We start from the raw sequence: 19,002 nt of genomic DNA, 5'->3' as shown, positions 1-19,002 counted from the left end.
AATTTTTCAGGAAAATTTACTTGCTAAAACAAACAACTTCTGATATTTATACCGCCCGCAAAAATTGGGTTCCTAAAATAGCAGTCAGGAACAAACTAAAATAACAAGACAGGAAGTCGTGAAATCCACGCTTAAATTCTGTATGTATTAGGAGTGAGAGATGTCAAGAGCATCATTGAACTTGCTAGATTTAGCAGGCGTTAAGCCTTATCAAATGAAAAAAGATGAAGAATATATGAATGAAGAGCAAATTCTTCATTTCAGAAAAATTCTTAATGCTTGGCACGAGCAAATCGTGGAAGAAGCTTCTCGCACCGTTGCACATATGCAGGATGAAGTAACCAATTTCCCCGATCCCGCAGACCGAGCAACTCAGGAAGAGGAATTTAGTCTAGAATTGCGTAATCGTGATCGCGAACGCAAACTAATGAAAAAAATCGAAGCAACCTTGAAAAAACTTGATACCGATGATTTCGGTTACTGCGATTGTTGCGGCGAGGAAATCGGTATCCGCCGTTTAGAAGCGCGCCCAACAGCAGATCTTTGCATTGATTGCAAAACGTTAGCTGAAATCCGCGAAAAACAAGTCGCTGGTTAATTCGTTCTATTGAAAAATACCAAAGTGCGGTTAAAATTAGCCGCACTTTTTTGCATTTAAAAATGCGGAAAAATCCCCTTGCCTTTTTCTTTACAGAAAAAGAGCTAAGCCATTTATTTCCAACTAAAAAAACGGAGTAAATTATTCTTACTTATATCAAAAATTTGTTTGGCAAGAAGACAAAAAAATCAAAAGAGGTTGCCAAAACAAGTGCTTATTCTAAACGAGTTGGGCGTCCCAATAGCCCAATGCCAAAAGCGCAGACAAAAAAATCAGAACAAACGTGCCGCTACGATAAAAATGTGATTAAAGCGGCTCAATTTGATATTTCCCCGCGAGATTTTAGCCGTAATGCACTCACTGTTGTGGAAAAACTGCAACGTCAAGATTTCGAGGCTTATATCGTCGGTGGATGTATCCGCGATTTATTACTTGGTAAAAAACCAAAAGATTTTGATGTTGCAACAAACGCACGTCCTGAACAAATCCAAAATATTTTTCAACGTCAATGCCGTTTAGTGGGTCGCCGTTTCCGCTTAGCACATATTATGTTTGGTCGAGATATTATTGAAGTTGCCACTTTCCGAGCCAATCACAGCGATGCTCGCAATGAAAATCAAGCAAAGCAAAGTAATGAAGGAATGTTACTACGCGATAATGTTTACGGTACGATCGAACAAGATGCAGCACGCCGTGATTTTACGGTCAATGCACTGTATTACAATCCACAAGATAATACGTTACGAGATTATTTCGAGGGCATTAAGGATCTCAAAGCGGGCAAGCTACGCTTAATTGGCGATCCTGTTACACGTTATCAAGAAGATCCTGTGCGGATGTTGCGCTCTATTCGCTTTATGGCAAAACTTGATATGTTCCTTGAAAAACCAAGCGAACAACCAATTCGTGAACTTGCGCCTTTATTAAAAAATATTCCGACTGCTCGCTTATTTGATGAGAGCTTAAAATTATTACAAGCAGGACAAGGGGTAAAAACCTATCGTTTATTACGTCAATATGGTTTATTTGAACAACTTTTCCCTGCATTAAGTCCATATTTTACAGAGAAAGAAGATAGTTTTGCAGAACGTATGATCGTTACCGCCCTTACTTCGACAGATGAACGTGTTGCGGATAAACTTCGTATTAATCCTGCATTCTTATTTGCGGCATTTTTCTGGTATCCATTACGCGAAAAAGTGGAAATCTTGAAAAATGAAGGCGGTTTAAATAATCATGATGCTTATGCGTTGGCGGGCAATGAAGTTTTAGATTTATTCTGCCGTACTTTGGCTGCACCACGTCGTCATACTGCGGTCATTCGTGATATTTGGTTCTTACAACTGCAATTATTAAAACGTACTGGCTCAGCACCAATGCGTACCATGGAACATCCAAAATTCCGTGCTGGCTTTGATTTACTGGCTATGCGAGCAGAAATTGAAGGTGGCGAAACGATTGAATTAGCCAAATGGTGGCACGAATATCAATTTAGTAATGGCGAACAGCGTGAACAGTTGATACAGGAGCAACAACGCTTACATCCCAAACCAAAGAAAAAATACTACCGTCCACGCCGTCGTAAAACAACGCGTTCAGCAGAGTAAGGGGGATATATGATTACTGTATATATTGCGTTAGGCAGCAATTTAAATACGCCAGTAGAACAATTACATTCTGCGCTTAAAGCGATAAGTCAGTTACCAAAAACAGATTTAGTAACAACTAGCTCTTTTTATAAAAGCAAACCGCTCGGCCCACAAGATCAACCCGATTATATGAATGCTGTTGCAAAAATTAAAACCGAGCTTAGCCCACTTGCACTATTAGATGAATTGCAACGCATTGAAAATGAGCAAGGTCGAGTGCGTTTACGTCGCTGGGGCGAACGCACATTAGATTTAGATATTTTGCTTTACGGCAATGAAATTATTCAAAACGAACGCTTAACGATTCCCCATTATGATATGCATAACCGTGAGTTTGTCATTGTGCCGTTGTTTGAAATCGCATCGGATTTAGTTTTACCAAATAGTCAAATCATAACAGAGCTGGTCAAGCAATTTGCTGACCACAAAATGATAAAATTAAATCCCTAGAAATTTCACCGCACTTTTATGAACCTCAAAAGTGCGGTAGAATCTGCCCACATTTTTCTTCATTAATGACCCGTTATGGAAAGCTTAACTCAATATATCCCTGATGAATTTTCTATGCTTCGCTTCGGCAAAAAATTCGCCGAAATTCTTTTAAAATTGCATACAGAAAAAGCAATTATGGTTTATCTTAACGGTGATCTTGGCGCAGGAAAAACAACGCTGACACGCGGAATGCTACAAGGTATCGGTCATCAAGGTAATGTAAAAAGCCCAACTTATACGCTGGTTGAAGAATACAATATTTCAGGAAAAATGATTTATCATTTTGATTTGTATCGGTTAGCAGATCCTGAAGAACTCGAATTTATGGGTATTAGAGATTATTTTAATACTAATAGCATTTGCTTAATTGAATGGTCTGAAAAAGGTCAAGGCATATTGCCAGAAGCTGATATTTTAGTGAATATTGATTATTACGATGATGCACGAAATATTGAATTAATCGCACAAACAAATTTGGGTAAAAATATTATAAGCGCATTTTCTAATTAACTTATTTATGAAAACTAAAATCTTATTTTTTCTTTTTTTCTCCACATTTAGCTTCTCTATTTTGGCAGCACCTATTACGATTGCGATTGACCCAGGTCACGGAGGAAAAGATCCTGGTGCAATCAGCCGAAATTTAGGTATTTATGAAAAAAATGTTACCCTTTCAATTGCAAAAGAATTAAAAGCCTTATTGGATAAAGATCCACATTTTCGTGGAGTATTAACGCGTAAAAGTGATTATTATATTTCCGTGCCTGAACGTTCAGAAATCGCACGTAAATTTAAAGCGAATTATCTTATTTCTATCCATGCTGATTCATCTGAATCGTCTGATCGTCGTGGGGCTTCTGTTTGGGTATTGTCAAACCGTCGAGCCAATGATGAAATGGGTCAATGGCTAGAAGACGATGAAAAACGCTCAGAATTACTTGGTGGTGCAGGAAAAGTACTTTCACACAATAATGACAAATATCTTGATCAGACTGTACTTGATCTGCAATTTGGACATAGCCAACGTACTGGCTATGCGTTAGGCGAACATATTTTGCGCCATTTTGCTAAAGTAACAATATTAAGTCGCAGTACGCCACAACATGCAAGTCTAGGTGTTCTACGTTCGCCAGATATTCCTTCTGTGTTGGTAGAAACGGGATTTCTTTCCAATTCAGAAGAAGAAAAAAAACTTAACTCTCAAGCCTATCGCCGCCGCATTGCTTATATGATTTATGAAGGCTTAGTTGCATTCCGTAGCGGTAAAACCAATGCCTTAGTGAAAGACAATTTAGTTCAAAACATCAAACAAAACGATATAAAAAAATCAGGGAAAAATAACCGCACTTCAGAACAAAATATAAATGAAGATAATATTAAAGACAGTGGCATTCGCCATATTGTAAAAAAAGGAGAAAGTTTAGGTAGCTTATCAAATAAATATCACGTAAAAGTCTCTGATATTATTAAATTAAATCAATTAAAAAGAAAAACACTTTGGCTAAATGAAAGTATTAAAATTCCTGATAATGGCGATATAAAAAATAAACCATTAATAATTAATGAAAATAGTTCTCACAAAAAACAAAATAGATCAGTAAATAATACCAATAAAGATTTAAAAAAAGAGAAGAATACACAAAACAACAATCAAAAAAATATAATTCCGCTCTATCATAAAGTAACAAAAAACCAAACACTCTATGCTATTTCGAGGGAATATAACATTCCAGTAAATATACTATTGAGCCTAAATCCACATTTAAAAAATGGCAAAGTTATTACAGGACAAAAAATTAAATTAAGAGAAAAGTAAATGCCAATTAAAATTCTTTCCCCACAACTTGCTAACCAAATTGCTGCTGGAGAAGTGGTAGAACGCCCTGCATCTGTGGTAAAAGAATTAGTGGAAAATAGCCTTGATGCAGGCGCAAATAAAATTCAAATCGACATCGAAAATGGCGGGGCAAATTTAATCCGTATTCGTGACAATGGCTGTGGCATTCCAAAAGAAGAATTAAGTCTTGCTTTGGCACGACATGCCACGAGTAAAATTACCGATCTTGACGATCTGGAAGCCATTTTAAGTTTAGGTTTTCGTGGCGAGGCCTTAGCAAGTATCAGCTCTGTATCACGCCTAACCCTAACTTCTCGCACCGAAGCGCAAACTGAAGCTTGGCAAGTTTATGCACAAGGTCGTGATATGGAAACAACAATCAAACCCACATCACATCCTGTTGGCACAACAGTTGAAGTCGCCAATCTTTTTTTCAACACACCAGCCCGCCGAAAATTTTTGCGCACGGATAAAACAGAATTTGCTCATATTGATGAAGTCATTCGCCGTATTGCCTTAACAAAATTCAACACGGCATTTACATTAACGCATAATGGGAAAATTATCCGCCAATACCGCCCCGCCTCCGATCTCAATCAGCAACTTAAACGTGTCGCTGCTATTTGTGGGGATGATTTTGTCAAAAATGCCTTACGAATTGATTGGAAACACGATGATTTACATTTATCGGGCTGGGTAGCCACACCAAATTTTAGCCGAACTCAAAATGATTTAAGTTATTGCTATATCAATGGGCGAATGGTGCGTGATAAAGTGATCAACCACGCTATTAGACAAGCCTACGCTCAATATTTGCCAAGCGATGCTTATCCTGCTTTTGTATTGTTTATTGATTTAAACCCACACGATGTAGATGTCAATGTTCATCCAACCAAACATGAAGTACGCTTTCATCAACAACGCCTTATTCACGATTTCATTTACGAAGGCATCAGCAATGCACTAAACAATCAAGAACAACTTAATTGGCATACAGACCAAAGTGCGGTAGAAAATCACGAAGAAAATACAGTGCGTGAACCACAACCAAATTACAGTATTCGTCCTAATCGTGCAGCTGCGGGGCAAAATAGCTTTGCGCCACAATATTATGAAAACCCCCAACAAAATCCACCGCACTTTTTTTATGGTCGCGGCTTATCAAGCCATGTCACAGCAGATTATCGTGATTATCGCGAAAATTATAAAAAAGAAACGCCAAGTAAAACAGAACAGCAGTTGTATGGGGAATTGTTACGCACATTACCGCCTACAGAACAAAAGGATATATCGAATACAGCACAACAAAATATTTCAGATACAGCTAAAATCATCTCAACTGAAATAATTGAATACTCATCACATCTACGCGCCCTTTCACTTATTGAAAATCGCGTGCTGTTATTACAACAAAATCAAGATTTCTTTTTGCTTTCATTGGAAAAATTACAACGCTTACAATGGCAATTGGCTTTACAACAAATACACATCGAACAACAGCCTTTATTGATTCCAATCGTGTTTCGCTTAACCGAATCACACTTCCAAAAATGGCAACAATATTCAGATGACTTCAAAAAAATTGGCTTTGAATTTATCGAAAATCAAGCCCAATTACGCTTAACCTTAAATCGCGTACCAAGTATATTACGCACGCAAAATCTACAAAAATGCGTGATGACAATGCTAACAAAAAATGAAAATTCATCCCCATTTTTAACCTCTCTTTGCGCACAGTTAGAATGCAAAACCTTTAACGCTTTAGCGGATGCACTCAATTTATTAAGCGAGACAGAACGTTTACTAACCCAAGTAAATCGCACGGCATTCACCCAATTACTCAAACCTGTTAATTGGCAGCCTTTATTAGACGAAATTTAAATTTTTTATGAAACCAACTGCAATTTTTTTAATGGGGCCAACTGCCTCAGGTAAAACAGATTTAGCCATTCAATTACGAAACTCACTTCCAGTCGAAGTGATTAGTGTGGATTCAGCACTCATTTATAAAGGAATGGATATAGGCACAGCGAAACCATCAAAAGAAGAACTTGACCTTGCACCTCATCGATTAATCGATATTTTAGATCCCTCAGAAAGCTATTCCGCAATGAATTTCCGTGATGATGCACTACGCGAAATGGCAGAAATTACCACGCAAGGCAAAATTCCGTTACTGGTGGGCGGTACGATGTTGTATTACAAAGCCTTAATCGAAGGGCTTTCTCCCTTGCCATCTGCTGATGAAAATATTCGCGCCGAGCTTGAACAAAAAGCAGCTCAACAAGGTTGGGCAGCATTGCATACAGAACTCGCCAAAATCGATCCCATTTCTGCCGCCCGAATTAATCCAAGTGATTCTCAACGAATCAATCGTGCTTTAGAAGTTTTTTACATCACAGGAAAATCACTCACAGAGCTTACAGAAGAAAAAGGCGAAGCCTTGCCTTATGATTTTGTGCAATTTGCAATTGCGCCGCAAGATCGTCATATTTTGCACGAACGCATCGAACAACGCTTTCATAAAATGATTGAACTGGGCTTTCAAGCAGAAGTGGAGAAACTTTATGCGCGTGGCGATTTAAATATTAATCTACCGTCGATTCGCTGCGTAGGCTATCGTCAAATGTGGGAATATTTGCAAGGCGATTACGATCACGAAGAAATGATTTTCCGTGGTATTTGTGCAACTCGCCAGCTAGCTAAACGCCAGCTCACTTGGCTGCGCGGTTGGAAAACACCAATACAATGGCTGGATAGTTTGCAACCTCAACAAGCGAAAGAAACCGTATTACGTCACTTAGATTCTTATCAAAAAGGTTAGAAAAATGACCGCACTTTCTGCCCTCGTTGAACAAAAATTACAATCTCTTGGCACAATTCTGTACCAATCTTTTCCAGAACTTTCCCCAGAAAAAATTCACGACGCCATTCAACAAAATTCAAACCACCCTGAACTGCCTATTTACCAATTAAGCTATGCTATGGCAATGTCTGACTTTGTGGAAAAAGTCTTGCAAAAATACCCGCACTTAGTGAAACAATGGTGGGAAAAATCTCCCTGTTTTGCAGATTGCTCTTCCTATACTGAACGTTTGAATAGAGAGTTAGCCAATGTACATGACGAAACCGCACTCTATCAAACATTACGCCAATTCCGTAATATTGAAATGGCAAAATTAAGTTTTTGTCAAAGTTTGAATCTTGCCACTGTAGAAGAAATTTTTGTTCAGCTTTCACAACTTGCAGAGAGTTTAATTATCGCTGCCCACGATTGGCTTTATCATCAAGCCTGTGCGGAGATGGGTACGCCAATGGATGAACAAGGCAATCCGCAACAACTTTATATTCTAGGAATGGGGAAACTAGGTGGCTTTGAACTAAATTTTTCCTCGGATATTGATTTAATTTTCACTTATCCATCACAAGGGGAAACGTCCATTGAGAATACCAATGCTCGACGTTCTGTGGATAATGGAAAATTTTTTACGCGTTTAGGACAGCGTCTTATTTCTGCCTTAGATGAATTTACCTCTGATGGTTTTGTGTATCGAACCGATATGCGCTTACGCCCATTTGGTGACAGCGGTGTGCTTGTTCTCAGCTTTGCGGCAATGGAACAATATTATCAAGATCAAGGTCGAGATTGGGAACGCTATGCGATGATTAAAGGGCGAGTATTGGGCGCACAAACAAAGGATCCCAAGGTTTCAAAATTGAAAAAAATGTTACGCCCCTTTGTGTATCGTCGCTATATTGACTTTAGTGTGATTCAATCTTTACGTGAAATGAAAGGCAAAATTGAGCGAGAAATACGCCGTCGTGGTTTAAAAGACAATATTAAACTAGGTGCAGGTGGTATTCGCGAAGTCGAATTTATCGTGCAAGTTTTTCAACTCATTCGAGGCGGGCGAGAAATCAATTTGCAACAACATTCACTATTAAAGATATTGCCTGAAATTACCAAACTAGGATTAATTACCGAACAACAATTCTACGATTTACGTGAAAGTTATATTTTTTTACGTCGCGTAGAAAACATTCTACAAGCTATTAACGATCAACAAACTCAAACACTACCAGCCGATGAAATAGATCAAATTCGTTTAGTAGAAGCCTGTAAAAAATTTACTTGTTTAAATGAAAATAATCAAACCATTGAAAAATATTATCCAATAAAAAATTGGGACAATTTTTACCGCACTCTGCAACAAAAACAAGAAAAAGTGCGCGCGGTATTTAATCAATTAATTGGTAATGAACAAGATGAACCGTCGCCAACGGATAGCCAATGGCAAGATTTTTTAGAGACTGATTTTGAGGATATTGAACAAACATTATTAGAGAGTGGTGTATCAAAAAATAATATTGATGAAATTTTAGAACAACTTGTTCAATTCAAAAATAACCTAAATCACAGAATTATAGGTACACGTGGGCGTGATGTATTAAGTCATTTAATGCCAACGGTATTTACTCTTATTTTTGCTCAAGAAAATTACCGCACTTTGCTTCCCCGCATTCTAAATATTATTGAGAAAATTTCGAGCAGAACGACTTATTTAGAATTATTGTTGGAAAATCCTCACGCACTTCAGCAAGTTATTGAACTTTGTGCGCAGTCTCAACTTATTTCAGAGCAGCTGGCCCATCATCCTATCTTATTAGATGAATTGCTTAATACAGAAGCACTACGCCATCCGTTGCCATTTACCCAATATCCTGCAGAGTTACACCAATATTTGCTTCGTTTACCACCTGATGATGAAGAACAGATTATTGATGCTTTACGTCAATTTAAACAAGCAACCGTATTAAAAGTAGCAGCGGCAGATATTTTAGGTGCATTGCCAGTAATGAAAGTAAGCGATCATTTAACCTATCTTGCTGAAGCCATTATTGAAGTGGTTGTGAATCTAGCTTGGAAACAAGTGTCTTCTAGATTTGGCGTGCCTGAACATTTACAAAATGATGAAAAAGGATTTTTAGTTATTGGTTATGGAAAACTGGGTGGTATTGAACTCGGTTATAAATCCGATTTAGACCTCGTATTTTTGTACGATGCTGTAGAAAGCCAAACAACAGGTAGAAAAAAAGTGATTGATAGCAATCAATTTTACCTGCGTTTGGCACAAAAGATTGTAAGTATTTTCAGCATAAATACTTCCGCTGGCGTACTTTATGAGGCAGATATGCGCCTACGCCCTTCTGGCGATGCTGGCTTAATTGGATGCTCTCTTTCTGCATTTACCCATTATCAATTAAATGAAGCTTGGACATGGGAAAAACAAGCTCTTGTGCGTGCTCGTCCAGTATTTGGCGAATCATCTCTTAAAACGAAATTTGAACATATCCGCCAACAAGTACTTTCTACATTACGAGACATTGAGCAATTAAAGCGAGATGTTGTGGAGATGCGGGAAAAAATGTTTGCCCATTTGTCTCATTCAAAAAATGGGGAATTTAACCTTAAAACAGATCGCGGTGGTATCACTGATATTGAATTTATCGCTCAATATTTAATGCTTGCCAATACCCCACAAAACCCACAACTGACAAAATGGTCAGACAATGTTCGCATTTTTGATGATATGGCTGAGGCTCAAATTATTAGCTACGCAGAATGCAACATGCTAAAACAATGTTATGTCGATTTACGCAATACCATTCATCATTTGAATTTGATAGGTAAATCCCCTGTCGTAGATGAAACTGAATTTGTCAAAGAACGGTCATTTATTCAAGCATTTTGGGATAAGCTATTTAGTTCATAAAATAGCAATTAAATCCCATTTTAATGAACTAAATCTAGCATTTCCTGTGCATTGGCTAAGGCTAATTCTGTAATTTCACTTCCGCCCAAGAGTCTTGCCAAGGCTGGTACACGTTCAGCTTGTGAAAGTGCGGTCATTTGTGTTTCAGTTTTATTATCCACAGTAAATTTTTCTACATTGAACTGATGATGGCCATGACAAGCAACCTGTGGCAAGTGCGTTACGCATAATACTTGGCAGCGTTCACTTAATTGACGTAAAAGTTTTCCGACAACACTTGCTGTTTTTCCACTAATACCCACGTCCACTTCATCGAAAATTAAGGTTGGAATAGCCGATTGATCAGAAGTTAAAACTTGAATCGCTAAAGAAATACGAGAAAGTTCTCCACCAGAAGCAATTTTAGCTAATGGCTGCGGTTGTTGTCCTAAATTACTACGCAAAGTGAAAATCACATTATCCGCACCATTTGCACTCACTTTATCTAAATCCGTATTCAACTCTACATAAAATTCAGCGTTTTCCATTGTAAGTTGTTTTATCGACTGCGTGACATTTTGCGCTAAGCGATTTGCTGATTTCTGACGACTTGCTGTTAATGCTGTAACCGTTGATTTCATTTGTTCAAATGCCAGTTTTTCTTGCTCAATCAGCATTTCTTCACTTTCAGAAAAATCTAAAAGTGCGGTTAATTCCGCTTTCAATTTTTTATGATGTTCCACAAGATCTTCAGGTTTAACTTGATGTTTACGAGCAAGTTGTAAAGCCTGACTAATTCTCTGTTCGATTTCCTGTAAAAGTTGAGGATCTTGCTCGATATTACTCGATAAATTTCGCACTTCACTGGTTGCTTCTTGCACTTGAATCAACGCATCATTCAACATATTTTGCACTTCAGCATATTGCGGATCAAGTTCAGCTAATTCATCAATATATTGTGTCGCACGATAAAGCAAGTTATCGATATTTACCGTGTCATTTTCACTTAAAATTTGCAGCACCGATTGGGAAAGTTGAGTTAGCTGTTCACTGCTAGATAAACGACGTTGTTCATCTTCTAATTCCAAATATTCATTTGGTCGAAGATTAAATTCATCCAGTTCATCCACTTGATACTGTAAAAGTTGTCTACGAGCTTCATTTTCTGCCACTTTCTGTTGAAAGGTTTTTACTTGATTTTGCAGATTTTTCCACAAATGATAATCTGCACACATTTTTGTAAGCAGTTCTGAATGCGCGGCAAAATTATCAACTAACTGAAGCTGGTAGTCATTTTTTAGCAATAATTGAGAAGCGTGCTGCCCATTAATATGAACAAGATATTGAGCAATTTCTTTTAATTGGGAAGCGGATACTGGTGTACTATTAATAAAAGCTTTAGAACGTCCGTCGGCATTAATCACACGACGTAAAATACATTCTGTTGGATTATCTGTATCTTGTAATTCTTGCTCACTCAGCCAGTGATAAGCAGGATTTTTCGATTCTAGTTGGAAAGTTGCACAAATTTCTGCACGTTCTTGTCCTTCGCGTACCATTGAGGTTTCTACTCTTTGTCCGAAACATAAACCTAAAGCATCAATGGCGATAGATTTACCAGCCCCAGTTTCCCCAGTAATAACAGACATTCCTTTCGCCAATTCGATATCAAGCTGGCGAACAATCGCAAAATTATTGATAGTAAGTTGAGTAAGCATAATAAAACCCTTTAACTGTATATTTAATATGATATAACTGATTTAATTTACAGTAAATGATTTTTTTACAGTATTTTATCTAATTCATTTCAATCGAAAATTTTTACCATAATCAAAATGATTTTAACCACCCTAATTTGGCACTTAACACATTGTAATAATTATAATTTTTCAGATGAAGCAATCGGAGTTTATGCTCGCTTTTTTGAATATGTACCACATCATCTGGAGTAAAAGGCAAGGTAATTTGACTATCACACCCCACTTCCAATTGAGAGGTATTATGTTCAGCAAAACGAATCGATATTTTGCTATCGCCATCAATAACAAGAGGACGAGAAGTTAATGTATGTGGAAACATAGGCACTAGCGCAATCGCATTAAGATTAGGTGTCAAAATCGGGCCACCAGCGGAAAGAGAATAAGCCGTAGAGCCTGTTGGAGTAGAAACAATTAATCCATCAGAACGTTGTGAAAATGCAAACTTATCATTGATATACACATGAAAATCGATCATATGTGCAATTTTTGCAGGGTGAATAACCACCTCATTCACTGCATTACCTGTCGATACAATTTCACCTGCACGCTCAATTTTTGCTTCTAATAAAAAACGTTCTTCCACGAAGAATTCACCTCGTTCTAAACAAGCTTCAAGTTGAGCATAGGCATTTTTCGGGTCAATATCTGTTAAAAATCCCAAATTACCACGGTTGATACCAATCAATGGAATATCATATTTTGCTAATACGCGAGCACGGCCCAACATATTGCCATCACCACCAATCACAATAACCAACTGTGCTTGGCAACCAATTTCATCAAGTGTTGCAAGATTTTCTGCAGGAAGCCCCAGTTTTTCAGCAACATCTTTTTCCATCATTACTTGATAACCGCGTTCCGTTAACCAGTGAAACAAATTTTTGTGCATTTGTAGGTTAATATCATTTCTAGGTTTTCCTACAAGCCCAATGGTTTTAAAGGAACGATATAAATTATTCATAAAATAAACCGCACTTGAATTTAACATTTTCGTCATTATATAGTTTTTTGTTAGACTATAGCTAACGACTATGGCGAATTTTGTATTTACGGAGAAAAAAATGTCAGAACAAGAACAAAAAATTGAAACCCCAGAAGTAGAAAAGCAAGAAGACTCTGTTGTGGAAGAAACACAACAAACAGAGTCTTCTCAAGAACTTGATCCTTTAGAAGAAGCAATTGCCCGAGTGCAAGAACTTGAAGAGCTGCTAAAAACTCAAATAGAAGAAGCGGCAAACAAAGAACAGGATATTTTACTTCGCTCTCGTGCTGAAATTGAAAATCTTCGTCGTCGTACTGAACAAGACGTAGAAAAAGCACATAAATTCGCAGTGGAAAAATTCTCAAAAGACATTTTGAATACTATCGATAACCTAGAGCGTGCGCTTGCCACTCCAGCAAATAAAGAAGATGAAAGCGTAAAAGCCTTATTTGACGGCGTAGAACTGACCTTAAAAGAATTAGTTTCAACCGTTAGTCGTTTTGGTGTGGAAGCTGTAGGTGTTGTCGGAGAAGCATTTAATCCTGACTTACATCAAGCCATTTCAATGCAACCTGCTGAAGGATTTGAAACCAATCAAATTAGCATCGTATTGCAAAAAGGCTACACCTTAAATGGTCGAGTCATTCGCCCAGCGATGGTTATGGTGGCTGCTTAATTTATACTTTGTCTAAAGAGCGGTCGGTTTTTCGGCCGTTTTTTCTTTTTCCTGAATAACAACATAAACTTTTCGGATAATTTCCCTAAAATCCTCGCTCGTTGTAGCCCAATCTAGAAGATCAACGCGCCACGGTAAATCTGATTCAGAAAAAGCTTCCTTTAATCTATCACGCGCTAAAAAATCTAAAGGTTCCTCAGAAATAATCGCAAGATCAAGATCGGAATATTTTTTTGCTTTTCCCTTTACACGAGAACCAAAAGCCCACACGGTATAATCAGGTACTAATTGTTGTAAAATAGTTTTCACAATCGCCAATTCTTCAGCTTTTATATCAAGCTGTACAAAACTAGTCATATTGATTTCTCTGACGTAATTGCTCCAATAGGAAACGACTTTCTATTAAAAAATCATCAATTTGTGCATAAACAGCCATGGCTTTTTCCTGATCATAAGTATGTGATGTAATATTACGCATATCACGATAAGCAACCCATTTTGACATATCTTCAATCAAACCAAATCTCAATGCTTCTCGCAAAATATCCTTAAATCCATAAACCCCAATGTCATCGGTATTAATTGCATCTTGTTGAAGTTGGCGTTTCATCATTTTTAAACTTAACTCATAAACAAATTCAAATTTCTGAATTGCACCTGCAATTAAGGTATCTTGTACAATAGAGGGTTGCATATCAAACCAATTTCTGTCTGAAATTTGTACTACGGTTTGCTCTAACGAATAAAATGCAGCGTCTAATACATTTAAGTTTAGCTTATCAGTCATCACTTTTACCTCTGTTAAATATTTATCTATTTTACCATAGACTATTTTTTCTCAAAACCTATAACCCCAAAAGTAAACATTGTGATATTGATCACAAAACCAAAAAACATTTGAGAAAAGATCTCAACAACTTGATTTGATATTTTTCTAATAAAATCAATCTTTAACAAAATTATCTTACGATAAAAGGTCTAAAAACACTACATATTGTGTGTTGATTATCTTTTTAGATCTATATATAGTGCATCTCGCATTTCAAAAACACTATATATTGGAGCTATATCATGAGTAACTTTGGGGTCATCAAGCGCGATGGTTCTCGTGCGGAATTTGAGATTCAACGTATCATCAATGCCATTAAAAAAGCCGCAAGTGCGGTCAATATTTCCGATGAATTTTATTGCCACCAAATTGGGCAAGAAGTAGGGAATGAAATTTTCACCCATCATCAAGGCGAGATTGATATTAATCAGATTCAAAAAATCGTTGAAGATAAATTGATGGCAAGCCGTTACCCCGAGGTTGCTCGTGCCTATATCGAATATCGTCATGATCGTGATTTGGCGCGAGAAAAACGCAGTCAGCTGACAAAAGAAATTGAAGGCTTGATTGAACAAAGCAACGTAGAATTACTTAACGAAAACGCCAATAAAGATGCGAAAGTAATTCCAACGCAACGTGATTTGCTAGCAGGAATTGTGGCAAAACATTATGCCAAACACCATATTCTTCCACGCGATGTGGTGGAGGCTCACGAAAAAGGTGAAATTCATTATCACGATTTAGACTACGCGCCGTTCTTCCCAATGTTTAACTGTATGTTAGTGAATTTAGAAGGAATGCTTTCTCGTGGTTTCAAAATGGGCAATGCGGAAATCGAACCCCCTAAATCCATTGGCACCGCAACGGCAGTGACAGCTCAAATTATCGCCCAAGTTGCCAGCCATATTTACGGCGGCACAACCATTAATCGTATTGATGAAGTACTTTCCCCTTATGTACAAATCAGTTACGAAAAACACCTCAAACATGCCCAAGAATGGAATGTGCCTGATGTTGAAGGTTACGCAAAAGCATTAATTGAAAAAGAATGTTTCGATGCCTTCCAATCTTTAGAATATGAAGTTAATACACTACATACTTCGAATGGGCAAACCCCCTTTGTTACCTTTGGTTTTGGTTTAGGTACAAGCTGGCAATCCCGATTAATTCAGCAAGCTATTTTGAAAAATCGGATTCGTGGACTCGGAAAAAATCATAAAACGCCAGTCTTTCCAAAACTGGTTTTCACTATTAAAAAAGGCTTGAACCAAACTCAAGGCGATCCGAATTACGATATCAAACAGCTCGCATTGGAATGTGCATCAAAACGAATGTATCCAGATATTCTCAATTACGATCAGGTTGTCAAAGTCACAGGCTCTTTTAAAGCCCCTATGGGATGCCGTAGCTTTTTAGGTGCATACGAAGAAGACGGACATGAAATTCACGATGGGCGTAATAATCTTGGTGTGGTAAGTTTGAATTTACCGCATATCGCGTTGGAGTCTAAAAACGAAGAAGATTTCTACCGCACTTTAGATGAACGTTTGGCTATTGCGAAAAAAGCATTAATGACGCGTATTGTCCGCCTTGAGAATACCAAAGCTCGCGTTGCCCCCATTCTTTATATGGAAGGCGCATGCGGAGTGCGATTAAAAGCGGATGAAAATGTGGCACAAATTTTCAAAAATGGACGCGCCTCTATTTCCCTTGGCTATATCGGTATTCACGAAACCATTAATGCGCTGTATAACAAAGGGCATATTTTTGATGATGAACAATTACGCGAAAAAGGCATTGCGATTGTTCGCCACCTTAGTGAGGCAGTTAAACGCTGGCAAAAAGAAACAGGCTATGCATTCAGCCTTTACTCCACGCCAAGCGAAAACTTATGCGACCGTTTCTGCCGTCTAGACACCAAAAAATTTGGCGTGATTAAAGGCGTAACAGATAAGGGCTACTACACGAATAGTTACCACTTAGATGTAGAAAAGAAAGTAAATCCTTACGATAAACTAGATTTCGAAATGACATATCCCCCACTCGCCAGCGGCGGTTTTATTTGCTACGGCGAATATCCAAATATTCAACACAACTTAAAAGCATTGGAAGATGTGTGGGATTATAGCTACGATCGCGTGCCTTACTACGGCACAAACACACCGATTGACGAATGTTATGAATGTGGTTTCACCGGCGAGTTTGAATGTACCAGTAAGGGTTTTGTTTGCCCTAAATGTGGCAATCACGATAGTACAAAAGTGTCTGTCACTCGCCGCGTATGTGGCTATCTAGGCAGCCCTGATGCCCGCCCATTTAATGCAGGAAAACAAGAAGAAGTGAAACGGAGAGTGAAACATTTATAAAAGTGCGGCTAAATTTAGCTGATAATTTAGTACATTTCTTGAAAATAATAGGGCGTGCAATACGCCCTTTATTACTCCTATTAGGTTTTCAATATTTTTATCAATAATAAATCTCTATCTACCTCAATCCCTTTGGAACAGAGCTATGTCTTTCGACCTAATAAAGATAATAATATTAGTATTAACTATCAGTTTTTTGGTGAAAAATTATCTGATTTCATTTCTACAATTTGGTTTTCTGCCTAGAGCAGAACCAGATATACAAGATGGGCAATACTCTCTCTTATTCAACTCCCATTTTATCCTATGTTGAATTATCTCTTAATGTTACTATTTCATGACGAAGATCGCCTTTTTCTTCAAAAAGGCAAAAATAATGCTATTAATCAACCATGCCAGTAATGTCGCCACTAATAAATCAATTGGATAATGCATGCCTAATCGAACACGGCTAATCAACATCAATAAACCCCACACCGCAATACCTGCTACCAGTAATTTTGCTTTAAAAGAACGGTTACCCAATAATTGGGTAAAGCCAACAGCAAGCATTAGCCAAGTTGCCGCAAAAATCGTATGCCCCGAGGGGAAAGAATACCCCGTTTCATTTTCATAATGATGAACTAACCAAGCTGGTGTAATAGCATCCATCGAATAAAAACTCTTAGCCATTTCTGCACGCAAAGTGCGGTCATTTTTATAAAAATTTTCAGGCGTTGAGTGAGTTTGCTCAGCTAGATAAACCGTGAACGGACGAGGTTCTTCAAATAATGCTTTTGCCCCTGTTTTTGCGGCTTGAGTTGCAATAACTGAAATCCCCATCACAATTACGGCTAATATCCATTGTTTTGGATTTTTAAATAAAAACGCGAATAAAAGCGTAAATAACACACAAGTGATCAACGCATAAGGTACGCTACCCGTTTCAGTGAGCAAATAAAGCCAATAATCAGCTTGAGTTAATTGGCTATTACCATGCCACTGATAGGAAATACCCCAAATAAAAAATGGTACAAGACAAAGTAATAACGTATATAATGACAGCCTTTTAAACATGCTCGCCCCTTGATAATAAAAAATAACGCGCGCATTCTAACAAAAATGACTACGAATAAGGATCACTTTATGGCAAAAATTCAGCTAGTTGCGCAAGCCAATTTACCCACTGAATATGGTATTTTCAGAATGGTGGGATTTGAATTTCCAGATACCAAAAAAGAACATGTCGCCTTAGTAATGGGCGATATTTCTAATGCTGACGAACCTGTGTTAGCACGCATCCATTCTGAGTGTTTAACTGGCGATGCGCTTCACAGCTTAAAATGCGATTGTGGGTTCCAACTGGCGACAGCGTTGAAACAAATTCAAGAAGAAGGTCGCGGTGTCTTAATTTATCATCGTGAAGAAGGCCGCGGAATTGGTTTGATTAATAAAATCCGTGCTTATTCTTTACAAGATAAAGGAATGGATACCATTGAAGCCAATCTTGCTTTAGGTTTCAAAGCGGATGAACGCAACTTCGAAGTCTGTGCCGATATGTTCGAACTACTCGGTGTAAAAAAAGTTCGCTTAATGACCAACAACCCAGAAAAAATGGAAACGATGAAAAAAGCGGGTATCAACGTGGTTGAGCGAGTTCCACTTAATGTTGGCGAAAACCGCTACAATACAAAATATCTTGATACTAAAGCGAAAAAAATGGGGCATTACATTGTGCATAACAATGATGAACAACATTTAATGACCTGCCCGCATTGCCAAGAAGAGATTATTTAATAAAATAATACATGTAAAAAAAGCCATGCTGTTGTATTGAACAGTATGGCTTTTTTATTTAAACTTTATGCCATGGAATAATCAAAAGATTTTTTAGCATATTGCTAAAAACGAGAAACCCCGTCTCGTATTCCAAAGATCGGAGCTTATCAGGAGTAAGTAAAATGAAAAAAATTGCCTTTTTCATTTTCTTGATTATCTGTTGTTTAGTTAGCTGTTCAGGCACAGTTATCTAAGATAATCGCAAGGGGACGATGTAGGAGTTGTCCCCAATGCCTCCAATC

At 37.7% G+C, this 19,002-nt stretch carries 16 protein-coding genes; 11 read left to right on the top strand and 5 right to left on the bottom strand.

The features are described 5' to 3' along the window. The first annotated feature begins 160 nt into the window (after nt 1-160). The 8 genes from dksA to glnE all read left to right on the top strand — a co-directional run bounded on the left by dksA (nt 161) and on the right by glnE (nt 10,350). Complete coding sequence (gene dksA, locus ACPT8Q_RS04390; protein WP_005652560.1) at nt 161-598, top strand: RNA polymerase-binding protein DksA; 438 nt, start codon at nt 161-163, stop codon at nt 596-598. Between the two features lie 248 nt (nt 599-846). Further along, nucleotides 847-2,205 carry a polynucleotide adenylyltransferase PcnB gene (pcnB, locus tag ACPT8Q_RS04385; RefSeq protein ID WP_050949301.1) on the top strand — a complete coding sequence of 453 codons (1,359 nt, stop codon included), beginning with the start codon at nt 847-849 and terminating at the stop codon, nt 2,203-2,205. A 9-nt stretch (nt 2,206-2,214) separates the two neighbouring features. Then, nucleotides 2,215-2,697, top strand: a complete 483-nt coding sequence (gene folK / locus ACPT8Q_RS04380) for a 2-amino-4-hydroxy-6-hydroxymethyldihydropteridine diphosphokinase (RefSeq protein ID WP_050949300.1) — start codon at nt 2,215-2,217, stop codon at nt 2,695-2,697. Between the two features lie 75 nt (nt 2,698-2,772). Then, complete coding sequence (gene tsaE / locus ACPT8Q_RS04375; protein WP_050949299.1) at nt 2,773-3,249, top strand: tRNA (adenosine(37)-N6)-threonylcarbamoyltransferase complex ATPase subunit type 1 TsaE; 477 nt, start codon at nt 2,773-2,775, stop codon at nt 3,247-3,249. A gap of 7 nt (nt 3,250-3,256) precedes the next feature. Beyond that, the gene (locus tag ACPT8Q_RS04370) at nt 3,257-4,555 is read left to right on the top strand and encodes a LysM peptidoglycan-binding domain-containing protein (RefSeq protein ID WP_050949298.1); all 1,299 of its coding nucleotides are present in this window, start codon (nt 3,257-3,259) and stop codon (nt 4,553-4,555) included. Next, nucleotides 4,556-6,457, top strand: coding sequence for a DNA mismatch repair endonuclease MutL (mutL, locus tag ACPT8Q_RS04365; protein ID WP_061671329.1), 1,902 nt, complete (start codon nt 4,556-4,558; stop codon nt 6,455-6,457). 7 nt (nt 6,458-6,464) lie between these two features. After that, on the top strand, nt 6,465-7,400 hold the full coding sequence (gene miaA, locus ACPT8Q_RS04360) for a tRNA (adenosine(37)-N6)-dimethylallyltransferase MiaA (RefSeq protein ID WP_050949296.1): 936 nt from the start codon (nt 6,465-6,467) through the stop codon (nt 7,398-7,400). 4 nt (nt 7,401-7,404) lie between these two features. Further along, on the top strand, nt 7,405-10,350 hold the full coding sequence (gene glnE / locus ACPT8Q_RS04355; protein ID WP_050949295.1) for a bifunctional [glutamate--ammonia ligase]-adenylyl-L-tyrosine phosphorylase/[glutamate--ammonia-ligase] adenylyltransferase: 2,946 nt from the start codon (nt 7,405-7,407) through the stop codon (nt 10,348-10,350). A 20-nt stretch (nt 10,351-10,370) separates the two neighbouring features. Here glnE and recN read toward each other — a convergent pair whose 3' ends face one another. Together recN and ACPT8Q_RS04345 are read right to left on the bottom strand one after the other, a co-directional pair. Continuing rightward, nucleotides 10,371-12,047 (bottom strand): DNA repair protein RecN, encoded by a 1,677-nt coding sequence (gene recN, locus ACPT8Q_RS04350; RefSeq protein ID WP_061671328.1) that lies wholly within the window; start codon nt 12,045-12,047, stop codon nt 10,371-10,373. Nucleotides 12,048-12,159: 112 nt separating this feature from the next. Continuing rightward, on the bottom strand, nt 12,160-13,050 hold the full coding sequence (locus tag ACPT8Q_RS04345) for an NAD(+) kinase (protein ID WP_050949385.1): 891 nt from the start codon (nt 13,048-13,050) through the stop codon (nt 12,160-12,162). 100 nt (nt 13,051-13,150) lie between these two features. On the opposite strand from ACPT8Q_RS04345, the gene grpE reads away from it, so the two are divergent. Then, complete coding sequence (grpE, locus tag ACPT8Q_RS04340; protein WP_050949293.1) at nt 13,151-13,747, top strand: nucleotide exchange factor GrpE; 597 nt, start codon at nt 13,151-13,153, stop codon at nt 13,745-13,747. A gap of 12 nt (nt 13,748-13,759) precedes the next feature. On the opposite strand, the gene ACPT8Q_RS04335 is transcribed toward grpE, so the two are convergent. Both ACPT8Q_RS04335 and ACPT8Q_RS04330 read right to left on the bottom strand, forming a co-directional pair. Beyond that, nucleotides 13,760-14,104, bottom strand: coding sequence for a nucleotidyltransferase family protein (locus tag ACPT8Q_RS04335; protein WP_005672287.1), 345 nt, complete (start codon nt 14,102-14,104; stop codon nt 13,760-13,762). Then, nucleotides 14,097-14,534, bottom strand: coding sequence for an HI0074 family nucleotidyltransferase substrate-binding subunit (locus ACPT8Q_RS04330; RefSeq protein WP_005672289.1), 438 nt, complete (start codon nt 14,532-14,534; stop codon nt 14,097-14,099). The genes ACPT8Q_RS04335 and ACPT8Q_RS04330 overlap by 8 nt, the downstream gene beginning before the upstream one ends. 284 nt (nt 14,535-14,818) lie before the next feature. On the opposite strand from ACPT8Q_RS04330, the gene nrdD reads away from it, so the two are divergent. Continuing rightward, entirely contained in the window at nt 14,819-16,942 is a 2,124-nt protein-coding gene (nrdD, locus tag ACPT8Q_RS04325) for an anaerobic ribonucleoside-triphosphate reductase (protein WP_050949292.1), read from the top strand. A gap of 330 nt (nt 16,943-17,272) precedes the next feature. On the opposite strand, the gene ACPT8Q_RS04320 is transcribed toward nrdD, so the two are convergent. Next, nucleotides 17,273-17,998, bottom strand: a complete 726-nt coding sequence (locus ACPT8Q_RS04320; RefSeq protein WP_050949291.1) for a phosphatase PAP2 family protein — start codon at nt 17,996-17,998, stop codon at nt 17,273-17,275. 69 nt (nt 17,999-18,067) lie between these two features. On the opposite strand from ACPT8Q_RS04320, the gene ribA reads away from it, so the two are divergent. Then, on the top strand, nt 18,068-18,718 hold the full coding sequence (gene ribA / locus ACPT8Q_RS04315) for a GTP cyclohydrolase II (protein WP_050847160.1): 651 nt from the start codon (nt 18,068-18,070) through the stop codon (nt 18,716-18,718). Nucleotides 18,719-19,002 lie beyond the last annotated feature (284 nt).

Origin of the sequence: Haemophilus sp. HN_Hi10 (assembly GCF_049821985.1) — a bacterium.
Classification (GTDB): domain Bacteria; phylum Pseudomonadota; class Gammaproteobacteria; order Enterobacterales; family Pasteurellaceae; genus Haemophilus; species Haemophilus influenzae_D.
The sequence above is the reverse complement of the archived record's forward strand: the minus strand, read 5'-3'. Positions and strand labels throughout refer to the sequence as shown.